General features: G+C 38.9%; 12 protein-coding genes and 1 rRNA gene. 7 read left to right on the forward strand and 6 right to left on the reverse strand.

Going from position 1 to position 15,456, the window contains the following annotated elements:
* Positions 1-91: ribosomal RNA gene (rrf, locus tag BMZ55_RS09710) — 5S ribosomal RNA — on the forward strand; the annotation flags it as partial.
* Positions 92-588: 497 nt separating this feature from the next.
* On the opposite strand, the gene BMZ55_RS09715 is transcribed toward rrf, so the two are convergent.
* A complete protein-coding gene (locus BMZ55_RS09715) occupies positions 589-2,193 on the reverse strand; it encodes a BamA/TamA family outer membrane protein (RefSeq protein WP_089820187.1) in 1,605 nt (534 codons plus the stop codon).
* A gap of 128 nt (positions 2,194-2,321) precedes the next feature.
* Between BMZ55_RS09715 and nadD the strand changes: the two genes are divergently transcribed.
* The 3 genes from nadD (at position 2,322) to BMZ55_RS09730 (ending at position 5,948) form a co-directional block, all read left to right on the forward strand.
* Positions 2,322-2,900: a nicotinate (nicotinamide) nucleotide adenylyltransferase gene (nadD, locus tag BMZ55_RS09720; protein ID WP_089820188.1), complete on the forward strand. Its 579-nt coding sequence runs from the start codon at positions 2,322-2,324 to the stop codon at positions 2,898-2,900.
* A gap of 66 nt (positions 2,901-2,966) precedes the next feature.
* On the forward strand, positions 2,967-3,308 hold the full coding sequence (locus BMZ55_RS09725) for a DUF3817 domain-containing protein (protein ID WP_089820189.1): 342 nt from the start codon (positions 2,967-2,969) through the stop codon (positions 3,306-3,308).
* Between the two features lie 423 nt (positions 3,309-3,731).
* Positions 3,732-5,948 carry a TonB-dependent receptor domain-containing protein gene (locus BMZ55_RS09730; protein WP_089820190.1) on the forward strand — a complete coding sequence of 739 codons (2,217 nt, stop codon included), beginning with the start codon at positions 3,732-3,734 and terminating at the stop codon, positions 5,946-5,948.
* Positions 5,949-6,034: 86 nt separating this feature from the next.
* Here the strand turns inward: BMZ55_RS09730 and ctlX are convergent, their stop codons facing one another.
* Positions 6,035-6,958: a citrulline utilization hydrolase CtlX gene (gene ctlX / locus BMZ55_RS09735; protein ID WP_089820341.1), complete on the reverse strand. Its 924-nt coding sequence runs from the start codon at positions 6,956-6,958 to the stop codon at positions 6,035-6,037.
* A 251-nt stretch (positions 6,959-7,209) separates the two neighbouring features.
* On the opposite strand from ctlX, the gene BMZ55_RS09740 reads away from it, so the two are divergent.
* Positions 7,210-7,872 (forward strand): copper homeostasis protein CutC, encoded by a 663-nt coding sequence (locus tag BMZ55_RS09740; protein WP_089820191.1) that lies wholly within the window; start codon positions 7,210-7,212, stop codon positions 7,870-7,872.
* Between the two features lies 1 nt (position 7,873).
* Here the strand turns inward: BMZ55_RS09740 and BMZ55_RS09745 are convergent, their stop codons facing one another.
* Positions 7,874-8,788 (reverse strand): dimethylarginine dimethylaminohydrolase family protein, encoded by a 915-nt coding sequence (locus BMZ55_RS09745; protein WP_089820192.1) that lies wholly within the window; start codon positions 8,786-8,788, stop codon positions 7,874-7,876.
* Positions 8,789-9,054: 266 nt separating this feature from the next.
* Here BMZ55_RS09745 and BMZ55_RS09750 point away from each other — a divergent pair, with 266 nt between their 5' ends.
* Positions 9,055-10,557, forward strand: a complete 1,503-nt coding sequence (locus tag BMZ55_RS09750) for a trypsin-like peptidase domain-containing protein (RefSeq protein ID WP_089820342.1) — start codon at positions 9,055-9,057, stop codon at positions 10,555-10,557.
* 48 nt (positions 10,558-10,605) lie between these two features.
* Here BMZ55_RS09750 and BMZ55_RS09755 read toward each other — a convergent pair whose 3' ends face one another.
* From BMZ55_RS09755 to BMZ55_RS09765, 3 genes are read right to left on the reverse strand one after another with little or no spacing between them, the layout of a single operon-like run.
* The gene (locus BMZ55_RS09755) at positions 10,606-11,052 is read right to left on the reverse strand and encodes a hypothetical protein (protein ID WP_089820193.1); all 447 of its coding nucleotides are present in this window, start codon (positions 11,050-11,052) and stop codon (positions 10,606-10,608) included.
* Entirely contained in the window at positions 11,053-11,433 is a 381-nt protein-coding gene (locus BMZ55_RS09760) for a Rid family detoxifying hydrolase (protein WP_089820194.1), read from the reverse strand.
* Positions 11,434-11,483: 50 nt separating this feature from the next.
* Positions 11,484-14,069 carry a putative LPS assembly protein LptD gene (locus BMZ55_RS09765; RefSeq protein WP_089820195.1) on the reverse strand — a complete coding sequence of 862 codons (2,586 nt, stop codon included), beginning with the start codon at positions 14,067-14,069 and terminating at the stop codon, positions 11,484-11,486.
* 52 nt (positions 14,070-14,121) lie between these two features.
* On the opposite strand from BMZ55_RS09765, the gene BMZ55_RS09770 reads away from it, so the two are divergent.
* Positions 14,122-15,411, forward strand: coding sequence for an N-acetylmuramoyl-L-alanine amidase family protein (locus BMZ55_RS09770; RefSeq protein ID WP_089820196.1), 1,290 nt, complete (start codon positions 14,122-14,124; stop codon positions 15,409-15,411).
* Positions 15,412-15,456: the final 45 nt, after the last annotated feature.

A 15,456-nucleotide genomic window follows, 5' to 3' on the forward strand; every position in this document is an offset into this window, starting at 1 on the left:
AGGGGCTCACCTGTTCCCATTCCGAACACAGAAGTTAAGCCCTCTAGCGCCGATGGTACTGCGAAAGCGGGAGAGTAGGTCGCCGCCAGTTTTTTAAACCTCATACATTTATTTGTATGAGGTTTTTTTGTGCTTGGAAATGAGAGGAAAGAACCACGAGTACAGGAGACAGAGCAAAGTAACAACCAAAGGTAAAAAAGAGCTAAGGATTATATTAGTAAATAAATGCGCGATAAACTTGATACTGCTTTATTCTGGAATTGAAAATACTAAAATCCAAAAAAAAAAGCCTTTTAGCAGCGAATTTTTTCATTGAATAATCGAAGATATAAGAATCTGGTGGAATTTGTCATAACCTGCTGCGTTTACTTTTCTCAATTTAATGTTTTAAGCAAAAAGCAAAAAATCAGCTTTTTAGCAGCGAATATTTTTCCTACGGGAAATCATGCCGAATGTTTTATATAAGAAGCGGCAGCCAGACTTCTAGCCCCGATGGTAGCGGCATCCCCCGGCGAGGCCGTGGCCGAAGCCGGGGATATAGCGGACAGCGGGTTGTAATCTTCTACGAAGCGGAAAATGTGGTTGCTCCTAAAATCTGCTCAAAACGCCCCAATGGATCTTCGTGTCACTGAATTTTATTGGATTTCCAAATTGGTTGCCGTTCGAGATTTGAAAACTCATCAAGCCGATTGGTAAAACGAAATTAAAGCCCAGACCGAAACTGTAAATTTTTGGTTTCAGATTCAGGCTTCGGTTTTGGAACTCACCGTACTGCCCGAAAACATCGAAAAACGCCTGGTTTCCCACTAAATATCGGTATTCTGCCGTGCCGTAATAATAAAGATCTGCAAACAGCGATTTTTCATTGAAACCGCGGAAAGAATTCCAGCCGCCGAAGCGCAACAGCTCGTTGGTAGCAAAACCGTTTTTTGAATTCAGAAAAGCTCCTTCAGCATTGAAATTTAAATAATGATTGTCTTTCAGGTGAAAATTCCGCTCAACCGAAATGAAAAAATGTGCCTGTGCACCAGCCAATTTTTCGTCGCCATATTTTGCTGAAACGTAATCTGCTTCAAGTCGCAGCCGCGATTTGTACAAAAACAAATCTACGTCCGTAGGTTCCTGAAACTGATACCAAAGTCCAATCCCGTTTTTATTAAAATCTTTTCCCTGAACATAGGTGGAATCAATGACGGTAGATGTTTCAAAAGTGCCACGAACACCGATTTTGTGGTTATTTTTGAAATTCAAATAAAATGCTGGTGTCAGTTTTACTGTTGCGTAAGTGGAATCCTGACGGAAAATATTCACCTTAAAATCTGCGCCAATATTGCTTTTAAAAAGATAAGGAACATCGGTTTGCAAATCGAAAGTCTGTCCTTTGTCTGGATTTCTCTGCCAGAAAATATTTACTGTTTCAAAAGCGTTGAAAATATTTCTGAGATTTAAATTTAAGCTGCCATTAAAGGTAAATTTTTCGCTTTTGTCATTTCCAAAACCAATCACGCCATCGAAGTTGTTGGATTTTTTCTTCTGCAAAAACAGATAAATGTCTGTAGAATCTTTGGTGAAAAGTGTTTGCGGTGGTTTTTCCAGCGTGAAAAATTCGTGGTTTTGCAGAGAACGGTTTAAATCAGAAAGTATTTTTTCATCGTAAACCTTACCAACATAATCATTTTCTAAATTTTTCACAAAGCGAGACGGCACATTTTCGTAGCCTTTCAGTACAATTTTATCAACTTTTCGCTGCGAATTTTTTAAAACAGAAATTTCCACCGCCGGAAAACCGTTTTCCATTCCCCGGAATTTCGATTTTACCCGATTAAAAATATAGCCCTTTTTTCGGTAATTTTCGCTGAATTCTTTTTTTAAAGAATCGAGGTTTTTGGTGAAAAATTGGTTTTTAAGCTGTAAATCCTGCCAAATTTCAGGTGAAAGGGTTACGAAAGCTTCATTGTAGTTTGTGCCTTTATCGAAATATATTTCGGTGTGATTTGCTTCTTTTTTTACGTTGATGATTTTGGTAAAATAAAAATTATTTTGGGCTAAAGAGTCCAGGAAATTCACCGCTGCGGCGGAATCTTTTACAACCGATTTTTTTTCGGTCTGAACATCGACGAGCCAGAATTCCTTATTTTGCGCCTGAAGATAAGCACAGAAAAAAAGCAGGAAAAAAGGCAGAATTTTTTTCAAAAAGCAGGTATTTGTACTGAACGGAAATTCCGCGATTTTAGTCGGTTTTGCGCGGAATTTTTTATCTTTATAAAATTAACTTTTTTAATTGAAAACGCGGTATTTTAGCGGCTGATCATTGTAAATGTATGAAGAAAATTGGTTTGTTTTTTGGCAGTTTTAATCCCATCCATATTGGTCATTTGATTTTGGCGAATTACATTCTGGAAAATACGGATATGGATGAACTGTGGTTTGTGGTGAGTCCGCAGAATCCTTTCAAGGAAAAGAAATCTTTGCTGAAAGATCATAACCGTTTGGATATGGTACAGCTGGCGGTAAAAAATTACCCGAAAATGCGCGCGTCAAATATCGAGTTTTCTCTGCCAATTCCGAGTTATACGATAGACACGCTGTCATATTTAAAGGAAAAGCATCCGGATTATAATTTTGCTTTAATTATGGGCGAAGACAATCTGAAAAGTTTAAGCAAATGGAAGAATGCGGAAACCATGATTGAAAATTATCAGATTATCGTATATCCGCGCCTTACCAGCGGTTTACCGGAAAACGCGTCCGTTCACCCGAATATTTCTTTAATTAAAGCTCCGATCATCGAACTTTCTGCCACGGAAATCCGAAAAATGCTGAAAGACGGAAAAAATGTGCGGCCGATGTTGCCACCGGAAGTTTTCGAATATCTGGACGGCAGCAACTTTTACCGCTAAAGGTTTCTGGTGTGCTGATTTTTAATTTCTTAAGTTTGCACTTTCAAGCTAAAACTGCTTTTTCTTATGAACTTTATCGAGAATTTTTTTGCCAAATATAGCCGCGAGCAGCTCATCAAATGGTTTAAACAGATTTGTGTTGCGGAAGCTATTTCGTGCTTTTTGCTGTATTGCGTCGCGATGGTGTGGAAGCGTTACGATCAGGAAGGACTTTTGCCAACCATATTCATTATTATCGTAGGAAACATTCACGGATTGTTTTTCACGCTGTATTTAATTTTGATTATCGAAGCCCGAAAAATATATTCCTGGGATGATGAAGATACGGTTTTCGCTGTTCTGGCGGCATTCTTTCCTTTTGCGACAATTTGGGTTGATAAAAAATTAGCGCGTTTTAACCGCGAATAAATTTCAGCTAAATTATATTTAAAAATATTTGCCGCTAAAAGCGGCTTTTTTTTGGTTTTATATTACGTCAATTTCTTTAAAAAATTTCCGCTTGTTTCCTGGCTTTTTCTAAAAATAGCTTTTTTGGACAACTACATTTTGTTAAAACCTTCAGCAAAAAGCATAATTTTTTGACCGTTATTTCACCCAATTTTTCCTTTTTTAATTTTTGCGTAAAATCTAAGTAATCGAAATTCAATTAGTTAAGTAAAATAAAAACATTTTATTACTACTTTGTATTGCATAATACTAAATGTTTTTTATATCTTTGCAATGTAAGATTCAAGAAAACTAATACCAGAAAGATAGAAGGAAGCAAAACTGATAACCAAATCGCAAAACCTAATACCACCGCTTCCTTCTTCTTTTTTTTAAACTAAAACCATGAAAAAACTTATTATTTCACTTTCGTTGCTTACAGGTTTTGTCGCCTTTGCGCAGCAAAATCCGAAGAACGATTCTGTAAAAACAGAAAATATCAAGGAAGTTACAATGACCAAAAAAGTCTTTAAAAAAGAAAGTGACCGCTTTGTTTTCGATGTGGCAGCTTCGCCGCAGGCGAAAGGAAATACCGCCTTTGGTCTTTTAAAAGAAACTCCACTTGTTTCGTCAACCGATGATAAAACATTGAAAATTGCCGGAAAATCTAATGCTGTAATTTTCATCGACGGTCGTGTAACCCAAATGGATGCGGAATCTTTGGTTGCTTTCCTGAAAAATACGCCTGCTGAAAACATACAGAAAATCGAGGTGATTACCGTGCCCGGAAGTGAATATAAAGTGGAATCTTCCGACGGAATCATCAATATCGTGCTGAAAAAGAAAAGCAGCAACGGGCTGAACGGAAATCTGCGCCTAAATAACGAGCAAAATTATCACAATGCAGCGGGCGCCGGCATCAGCTTGAATTACCGCAAAGACAAACTTGGTGTAAACGCCAATTTTAACGGCAGCGAAAACATCCGAGAGCAATATTATATTTTGCGAAACGGAAATGCTTCTGCAGCAAACAGAACTGAAGGAAACCTTACCGACCCCAACCAAAATCTTGGTGGTTATCTGAACCTCGATTACCAAATTAATGACAATAACAGTTTGGGACTTACTTTCAATTCGCGCGCGAACAGAAGTTACGGTTCCAAAGCAAATCTTTTCAATACAAGCACGGATCTTACCAGCGGTGAAACCGATTATTCTTTAACCAAAAGCGAAGAAAATGCGCGTTCTTACAACAATTCCCTCAACTTAAATTACGAATTGAAAACCGATACGCTGGGAAGTAAATTAAATTTAAATGCTGCTGGTTTGCTGTACCGTAGATTCCAGACTTCAGAAAACTTTACCATTTTAGCCGATAAAAACCAAAACCAGGTTGAAAATTTATTGAAGATAATGCAGGCGCAGCCGCAGCTTATCGACAATTTTTCTGCAACTGCAGATTATATTCAGAAATTTAAAAAAGATTTCACAGTATCCGTCGGTGGAAATTTTAACAATACCAAAACTGATAACGACACGAAATACAATTCTTTTGATTACAGAACCGGAAATTCCGCAAGTATGCCGAATCATTTTGTTTACGATGAAAGTATTTTCGGTGGTTACGTTACGGTTGACAAAGTATTTTCACCAAAATTTTCAGCGAAAGCCGGCGCCCGCTATGAGCTGACTACAAGTGAAGGCCGATCTGATAACGCGCAGGACGAAAATCTGCGAAACATTAAACGTGATTACGACAAACTTTTGCCATATATAAGTCTTAATTACACCATCAACGATCGAAATACGCTTTCTTACGCTTTTTCCAGCAGAATGAGAAGGCCAAGTTTTTGGGAGCTAAATCCGGTAAAAAATGTTCTTACAGAGTTTAATTATATCCAGAACAATCCGTTTGTAAAAGCCTCTTCGGTTTACACGCACGAGCTGACGTATATGTTTAAAAACTCTTATTTTCTGATTTTAAACCACAGTTTAACTAAAGACCAAATCACGCAGGTGCCTTTACAGGGTGTAATTGATGGAAAAAACCAGCTCCGGTACATCCGCACCAATTTCGGTGACAAGCAGGAAATGAGCGCGATGCTGGGAATGCAGCGAAGCTTTTTCAAAGGTTATTTGACTTCCAATTTCAACATCGGCGTTCAAAGAAATGTTAATGACGGAAATCTGGACACAGATCCACTAACCGGCGATGTTTTCCCGATGTATGAAAACCATATTGCGTCCAACAGCTTACTGATCCAAACTAATAATAATATTCGCCTTGATGAAAAAAAGACCTGGTTTTTGGGAATAAATTATTTTTATGTGGACAAACAGCAAATAGAACTCGGTCAGCTGAACAGTTTGATGAGTTTAGATTTGAACTTGAAAAAACTATGGAATCAGTGGACTTTTTCGTTGGGTGTGAATGATGTTTTGAAAACCAATAAAGTGGTTATCGAAGATTTGCAAAGCAACGGAAACTACAACTTCATCGATCAAAATCAATATAACCAAGGCGTGGAACTTACCATCGTATATAATTTCGGAAACCAAAAGGTGAAAAAAGTACGAAACATTGAAAGCGCCGACAAAGACATTAAATCCAGAACTAATTAAATTATTTCCCTTTATTTAACTAAATTTTTTTCGCAAAAAAACCCTTAGAATTTTCTAAGGGTTTTTCGTTATTTTAAAAAAAATGGTCAATTCTTCGGCAAAAAAACTTCTGCCAACATGCAGCGTGCGCTTCCGCCGCCGTTAATTTCAATCGTACTCAAATCTGAATAAATGATTTCGCAATACTTTTCAATTTTCGCGATTTGCTGCGGTGTTAAGGATTTATACGCGGTTTCGCTCATCACCAAAAACTGTTTCCCCTCGATATTTTTCACCTGAAGCATATTTCCGGCAAATTGCTGCATTTGATCTTCAGAAATTTCAATCAGCTCTTTATTGGTTGTTTTAATGATTTCCTGCACTTTTTCACGCTCCATTTCATTGTCGATGCAGTCCAGGCAAATTACCACAAACTGTTCCGCGACACACATCATGACGTTGGTGTGATAAATCGGAAAACGCTCATTTCCAACGTTTTGGTAGGAATGAAAAATTACCGGCTTGTAGTCGTATTTTTTGCAAAATTCCCGGAACAGTTCTTCGTCAAGACGTAAAGAAACCGAGCCGTACGCGATTCGGTAATCGTGATCGAAAATCATGCTTCCGGTTCCTTCCAGAAATTTATTTTCGTTTTCAGCAGAAGACCGGTCATCGATTTCGGTAATGACAAAATTTTCCCCTTTCACCGCATCCAAAACATCTAAGCGGCGCTCAACGCGGCGGTTTGGTGCAAACATCGGGTACAGCGCTACGCGACCGTCCTGGTGAAAACTCACCCAATTATTTGGGAAAATAGAGTCCGGCGAATGCGGTTCCAAAGTATCTTTTACCACAATAACATTCACGCCTTTTTCGCGGAGTTTTTCGGCAAAAGCATTAAATTCTTCCAAAGCTTTCTGCTGTGTAGAATCGTTCTCGAAATTTACCTGGAAATAATTATTTTCGGCGGTTTCAGAATTAAAACCAAAAGCAACTGGTTCGATCATCAAAACCGTATCGGTTGTCTGCATAAATATTTTAATTTTGAGCAAATTTAACATTTCAAAATGACTGGGCTCCATCCGTTTTGCAATATTTTGCGTAAATTAGTTAAATTCAAAAAATTACCTGAAAAAACACGGTATTTTTTAATAGTGAAGATTGAAAAATTACCTGAAAAAGCACGGAATTTTTAAAGATGTAAACTGAAAAAATTACCGGGAAAAGCAGCGAATTTTCCGAAAGCTAAATTGAAAAAATTACCCGTTTAAACCCCGAAAAAATGCTGGAAATTGCCTGCTTTGAAATTACTTCCGCGGAAATCGCGCTTCAGTCCATGGCGGACAGGATAGAATTCTGTGCTGATATTTCACGCGGCGGCACCACGCCCGATTTTTATGAATTTCTGCATTTAAAGAAAACTTATTCCACATCAATTTATGTGATGATTCGCCCGAAAGGGGGCAATTTTTATTACACCGCGCACGAATTTTTGCAGATGAAAAACAGCATCATCAGTTTCAAAGAAGGTGGCGCCGACGGGTTGGTTTTCGGGATTCTGGACGCGCACAACGAGATCGATGAAAGGAAAAACCGCGAATTGCTGGAACTTGCGGGCGATACGCCGTGTACTTTTCACCGCGCTTTTGACCGTACTTCAGATTTGGAAAAATCAATCGAAACTCTAATTAAACTCGGTTTCCGAACGGTGCTGACTTCAGGTGGAAAAAAAACAGCCCTGGAAGGGCAAGAAAATCTGAAAAATCTTATCGAGAAATATCAGCATAAAATCGAAATTTTAATCGGCGGCGGCGTGCGTTCGGAAAATCTCGCGGAAATCCGAAAATTCACGGGCGGCACAAGTTTTCATTCCTCCGCGATTTTGAAATACGATTCGTTTGTTTCCGCGGAAGAAATCAGCAGGTTGAAGCAGCTTTCTTCTTAAATTATTCGCGTACAAGCGGCAAAGTGGAGCATCTTAAAAGTCCGCCCATTTTTGAAATTTCGCGATACGGGATTTCTTCAACCGTCATTCCCCATTCTTCGCGTAAATGCTTATTCATTCGCGTAAATGCTTTGTCGGAAACCACAACTTCCGGCGAAATGGAAAAAATATTAGGGCACATTTCGAACATTTCTTCATCGGTGACGTGGAAGCAATTTTCTTCGCCGAAAATATCCAGAATCAGCATGTAGTCGCTTTCGTCCACAAAACCATCTTTATAGATAATGCATTTGTCTTTACCAACCGGATTAAAAGTGCAGTCCAGATGCAGAATTCCCTGGTAAGGTTCGCGGTCATTTTTTTTGAGTTCAAAATCGAGAATTCGTTTTTTCGGGAAATATTCCTTTAAAATTTCAATGGCGTATTCGTTTGTCCGCGCGGTTTTGAAATTGCGGTAATCCTGAGAGAAGCACGTTCCAATGAATAGGAAATCGTTCCAAACAATAACGTCACCGCCTTCAACATGCGCGGTGTCCGGCAAATTAATGATGTCGCGCCATTTTACTTTTTCAAAAATTTTTCGGTAAGCGTCCTGCTCATCAGCGCGGTCTGCAATTACGTTTGAAATAATCATTTTATCATCAATCACAAAAGCAACGTCGCGCGCAAAAACCTGGTTGTAATCCGGGATTACTTCGGGTTGAAAAACCTGAACATTGTATTTTCTCAGCACTTTTTCAAACTCCGACATTTCGTCAATAATCTCTTTTTCTGAGGGATAAATTCCGTTCAGAATAGAATGATAAGATTTTGCATCGTAACTGTCATCAATAATTGGGACGGCGCCCAAGGATTTGGGTTGCCCTAGAACAACAGATTTCAGCGTGCCGGTTTCATTCTTTATATTGAGTTTCATCGAAATAAATTTGGATTTTGGTAATAAATTTTTTCTGCCAAGATGGTCCCAAATATACTAAGAATAGCGGCGTGGCACAAATGAGCTGAAAATATTTCAAAGCAGTTGTGACGAGAACTTCGATAAACTCTTAAAGAACATTTAAAATCCCTCAATTCCTGTTAAATAATGGTTAAAGTTGAAACAAAGGATTTTTTCCATATACTCATTTAGCATTAAATTTGTTAACCTTACAGGGAAAATTACATTCAAACAATTAAATGACAATGAAAAATACTTTTAAAAAACTGATTCCGTATGCTTTGGTTGGTGTAATGTCTGGTGCCACCACAGTTGGGGCACTTACTTACTTTAATGAAGCCAACGGGAATTCAGATTTCTCTTATTTTGCTCCGAAAAATTCCAATGCTCAATATGCTGCTTTCAACATGACAGGCGTGGGCGATGATTTCGTAAAAGCTGCCAAAATGACAGTTCCGGCGGTGGTGAGCATTAAAAATTTCTCCGCTGCAAGAACCCGTGGAAGCGAGCAGGATTTATTCGACTTGTTTTTCGGTAATCCAAGATCGCAGCAGCAGCAAACTCCACCACCGAACATGCCTACAGGTATGGGTTCGGGAGTTATTATTTCCCCAGACGGATACATTATTTCAAACAACCACGTGATTGCGGGTGCTAATAAACTAGAAGTTGTACTTTCTAACAAGAAATCTTATGTCGCAACGTTGGTGGGAACTGATCCGACAACAGACATCGCGCTTTTGAAAATTGAAGAAAAAGGTTTGCCTTATTTAAATTTCGCAAATTCCGATAATGTTGATGTTGGTCAGTGGGTGCTTGCAGTTGGAAACCCGATGGGATTAAATTCTACCGTTACGGCAGGTATTGTTTCTGCGAAAGGCAGAAGTATTGATTTGCTGAGCCAAAATTCCAGAACACCAATTGAAAGTTTTATCCAAACGGATGCGGCCATTAATCCTGGAAACTCCGGTGGTGCATTGGTAAATCCGAATGGTGAATTAATTGGAATTAACTCCGCTATTTCATCAAAAACAGGTTATTATGAAGGTTACGGATTTGCAGTGCCAGCGAATTTGGCCAGAAAAGTGGTAGAAGATATTAAGAAATTTGGTCTCGTACAGCGCGGATTTTTAGGTGTGCTTTCACTGGATTTATCAGACTCGCAGGCAGTTGCAGCTTATAACAGAGAGAAAAAAACCAATCTGAAAGAAGGTAACGGCGTTTACCTCATCGAAGTGGTAGAAAAAGGCGGTGCAGAACTGGCCGGATTAAGAAATGGTGATATTATTACACAGGTTGATAATACTCCGGTTTCAAGTTATTTCGATCTTTCTTACGCGGTAGGCAGCAAAAGACCTGGTGATAAAGTTCTCGTAACTTATATTAGAAATGGTAAAACCAATACCGTAAACGTAACTTTGCGTGACCAGCAGGGTGGAACGGCGCTGCGAAGTAAAGCTGATTTATCTGTTACCGAAAAAATCGGTGCTGAGTTTGAACCTTTAAGCGAAAAATATAAAACTGCTTATGGTGTTGACAGCGGCGTCATTGCAAAAAATGTTCAAAGTGGAAGCGAAATCGCAAAAATAGGTATCGTTGATAACTACATCGTTATTGAAGTTAACGGAAAACCTGTGAATTCTCAAGAAGATATTGAAAAGCGACTTAAATCCTATAAAGGAAACGTACAGATTAAGTTCTTGGACGAGTATGGCAGAATGGCCAGCGGAGGTTTTAAAATGCCTTAAAGACCAATTTTATAAAACTAAAACGCAACAGTAAGATGTTGCGTTTTTTTATTTAAGTTTTAGGTTCCTTTCGCGGCGTTTTTTCCGCTTATAAATAACCTCGGTGATTTTTCCACCAATCCAGGAAAAAGGAAAAAACGTAAGAAATATTAGAATTTTATAAAAAGTAGGGTGATACGGGAAAATAATAATATCCAGCATCGCCATAAATAACAGGATAAAACCGATTAAAATCGCATAAGCTACTTTCGCGTATTTTACGATAATTGCAGTAACCACGCCACCAACCGTTGCAGCAATCCCGGAAGATATCAGCAAAGCCACAAAAAAGTACGGTTTATGCTCCATTTTTTCCAGCAAAGATTTCCAGTGCTGAAAAGGCGCAAATTCGTCGTACGTGATCCACGCAGAATTCAGGCGGATGCCGATAGAGATTAATAATCCTGCAACAGCCAGCCCAGTGAGAACTGCAAATGTATTCCGAAGGAAATTCATTTAAAATTGATGTGCGATCATCGAAATTTCAATTTCTACATTTCTCGGAAGGCAGGAAACCTGAACTGTTTCGCGCGCCGGGTAATTGTCAGCATCAAGGTATGAAGCGTAAATTTCATTCATTGCTGCAAAATCATCCATATTTTTCAAAAAAATCGTAGATTTTACTACGTTTTTAAAGCTAAGCCCGGCTTCGGTTAAAATGAATTCCAGATTTTTCATCACCTGATGTGTCGCCTTTTCTATTCCTTCTTCAATCTTTCCAGATTCGTTATTAAAGGGTATTTGCCCCGAAATATATAGGATTCCGTTTATTAAATTGGCTTGAGAATAAGGCCCGATTGCCGCCGGCGCTTTATCAGTTGATATAATTGTTTTCATTTTTCTTTAGGCTTTTGGCAAATATAAAACTTATGTTTTATTAAATAAAATTAAAAAGGAGCGTTTGGTTGTGTAAAGCTGCGGTCTTTGTATTTCAGCGCATCACGTAGAATATTGGCTTTAATGCCGATAAAGAAATCATACACTTTGTACTGTCCGTAAGGAATCCAATTGAAGTTGATGGTGAAACTCCGCTGATCACGTGAAAAACCAATTTGTGTATTCGCAATTTCTTTGGTGATGATGTCGTAATACAGATTTCCCGTAATATTCCAATAAGGAGTTAAACGGATGCTTCCATCTAAACCAAGCGACGCCACGTTATTCCCGAAACGGGTTAAACTTCTGGTATAACCGTATTGCGCATTGATATTCAGTGACCACGGCTGCAGAAACCGCGCATAGTTGTCCTCATCAAAATAGTAGCTTTCATTACGGATTTCTCCCTTCTTTTTGTACTTTTTTGCGGGATCTTCACGTTCACCAAAAATCGCTTCACTCAGCGGATAAGAAAGCTGCGCATTGAAACCCTGAATGCTGAAATGTCCGAATCTTTCCGTACGGAGGCCGGTATCCTCACCGGGAGCAAATACAATCTGATAAGGTTCCAGGGTTAGACTCGTGTTCAGGTTTAGCTTTTCAAACAAAGTAGTTTGCCCGTTGAAACTGAAAATTGACCATTTATATTTTGGTGCAGCAAAATTATAGCTGGTGTTGAAAGTTAAGCTTTCAAATATTTTTAATTTTTTAACGCCTGTAGAGTCCTTTTTTGACTTTATTTTCATCTCCAGATTATTGTTGATGGAAAAGTTCAGGGCTTGCACAAGTCCGGAGTTTGGTGAACCTACAATTCCGCGGTCGAAAATCGAATAGGGCGTCATTTCGCCTCTGTCGCTGAAATAATTTTTATAATATCCAAAAGACGGCGCAGAAAAATCCGGTGAATAACTGAAGCTGATCTGCGGCGTCATCATGTGACGGATTGCCTGGATTTTTGCATCTTTTTTAAAGTTCAGCATTCCGTATAAAACCGTCTGCAAACTCGCGCTGGTGGAAAATGAAGAATAACCTGCGATTTTATTATTTAAAACATCAACCACTTTATTACTGAGCGGATTGTAACTTCGGGTTAAAGTTTTGGTCGTTAAAGCATTATCAATATTCGCCGACACGGAAAAGGTGAAATACTTTGCAAGCGTGGTATTGGTTCCTAAGGAGATATTGTTTTTAAGTCCGGTCTGCATTTTATCCCACATCGCTTTGGTGAAAAGTTCGCCTTCATCGGTCTGCACGTAGTTATTTAAATTTAATCCTGTATTTACCGTAATATTTTCCAAAAGTCCTTGGCGGATTCCGTTTTTAGGTTTGAAAAGATAAAACTGGTTAATCGCTACATTCAAAACCGGTAATTTCAGGTCAGCTAAGCCGGTAGAAAAGTTTTGGGAGTAAGAGGAAGTTCCAGTAATTGTAACCGGCAGCGTCAAAAATCTTTTAACAATGCTTATTGATGAATTCTGCTGCGCGTTGAGGTTATTCTGGTTAAATGCGTAATTATTATTTACGGTATTGTTGTAAAATTTACTGCTTACAACATCCACCGACGCGGAAAATGTAAGGAAAGGATTTGCCTTAGAATCCTGCTGATGCCGCCAGGCAATTCGGTAGGTTCCGGTTTTCGAATAATCGCTTAAACCTTTAATTCCACGCACCGTAGTGCCAATGTCTGCAGAAAAATTACCGGTATATTTATAGTTTTTTTTGTAATTAACTTCAGGCCGCAGATTCCAGCTTCCTTTGGTATAAATGTCTGCCAGAATTTTCACATCGAAATGTTCACCAATCGGCTGATAATATCCGAGGGAATTCAGATAAAAACCAACGTCTTCGCGCTCGCCAAAACTTGGAATTAAAATTCCGGCGCTTCTTTTATCCGAAAAAGGCAAAATAGCAAACGGCATAATAAGCGGCGTTGGAACCTGCTCTATATAAAGCTGAATTGGCCCCGTAATTACCTGCGATTTTTTTTCGCCTTTAATCAGCTTAATATTTGGTGCCAACAGATAATAATCGGCGATGGTATCTTTTTTCTTGATGAAATATTCGTCGGTTGTATATTTCCCGCGGCGCATAAAAAAAACCGAATCGTTATACTTTTTGGTTTTTTCAGCAACTATTACCCCTTCACTTTCTTCGGTTCTGGCATTGAAAGCAATTGCCTGACGCGTTTTAATATTATAGGTAAATTCGTCGTATTCGTAGGTTTTTCCACCCTGAACGGCAATAGCAGGTTTGGTGATTTTTCCCAAAGAATCAATCTCACCACGCGCGAAAACGAGTGATTTGTTCCAGTCAATTGAAATATAGTCAGCGGAAATGCTTAAATCCTGATAATTTACCTGCGCATTTTTGTTCAGGTAAGTCATCTTTTTCGGGATGTCGTTTCGTATTCGGTCCGCCTTGGTTTTCACCACGGCTTCCAGTTGCTCTTTGGGCAAAACAATGGTGTCCTGCCTGGCAATGGTATCATTAACTATCTTATTTCCAGCCAAATTTTGAGCCCCAAGATGTGCTAAAAAATTGTTAAAAATTAGGATAATTAAAATTAGTGGTATATTTTTGAAGCCAGTTTTGACCAAAGTGCTTGATATAAGTTGGCGTCAAAATTAATATAATTTTTAAAATTTACAGATGATTACGTATAGTTTTTCGTTTAAAAAATATTTCCCCTTATTTTTCTGTTTTTTCTTTTTTCTCCCTCAAGCCCAAAAAAAATTCACCCTCGTACTAGACGCCGGACACGGCGGAAGCGATCACGGCGCAAACCGCTATTATAGCGAAACGGGAACCCTTCGTGAAAAAGATGTGACCTTAGCGGTCGTGCTGAAATTAGGCAGAATGCTTGAAAAAAATAAAGATTTTAAAATAATTTACACCCGAAAAATTGATGAATATCCGTCATTGACGGCGCGCACAACGCTTGCAAACCGCAGCAAAGCAGATTTATTCCTTTCAGTTCACTGTAATGCAAACGAAAGAACTTCGCCGTACGGAACCGAAACTTTTGTGCAGGGCCCGGACCAGAACAAAACCAACCTGGAAGTTGCAAAAGCGGAAAACGACGTAATTTATCTCGACGAAAAAGACCGAGAAACCTTCGCTTCTTACGACCCAAAATCCATGGAATCGCTGATTGCGCTAAAAATTCAGCAAAGTAAATATCTCGAAAGCAGTTTGCTTATTGGGAGTTTCATAGAAAATAATTTTGAAAAGAAAGACAAACGTTTGTCCCGTGGTGTAAAACAGCAAAATTTGCACGTTTTAAGGCTGAATGCGATGCCTTCGGTACTTATAGAAACCGGGTTCATCAGTAATCATGACGAAGCGATGTATTTAGCTTCAGATAGAGGTCAGGAAGAAATTGCCGAAAGTATTTACGATGCGATCATCAGTTATAAAAAAGCAATAGACAGAAACGGCGGCGGTTATAATGAACCGAAAATTGTAGAAAAACCTGCCGAAAAGCCGTTAAAAAATGATTTCCGGATTTTGCTGATGTCATCACCGATGAAATATAACAGCGGAGATCCTGCGCTGAAAGGTTTGAATTACGTTCTTCCAATCAAAGAAAACAACCTGTACAAATATTATTACAGCGTCACCAATCTCGCTTCGGTACGCGATAATAACCTGGAAACAGCGAAAGATGCCGGCTTCAAAAACGCGACTTCCATTTCATTTGTTCCGAACCAGCGGCTGGGAATTGGCTCTTATACGCTGGAAGTGGCTGTAAGCAACCAAAAGCTCAGCGCAAATTCTTACCTGCTAAATACATTGAAAAATGTAACCCGCGTTAAGGAAAACGGTAAGTTTTATTATACCTACGGGAAATTCGCAACTTTGGAAGAAGCGGTGAAAACGCAGAAAGAACTGGAGGAAAAGGGAGTTAAAAATACCACGATCCAAAAACTTTCCAAATAAAGCCGAAAGAGTGTTGCAGGTTTAAAACATAATTAATATTTTTGC

The organism is Kaistella treverensis (genome assembly GCF_900114045.1).
Lineage (GTDB): Bacteria > Bacteroidota > Bacteroidia > Flavobacteriales > Weeksellaceae > Kaistella > Kaistella treverensis.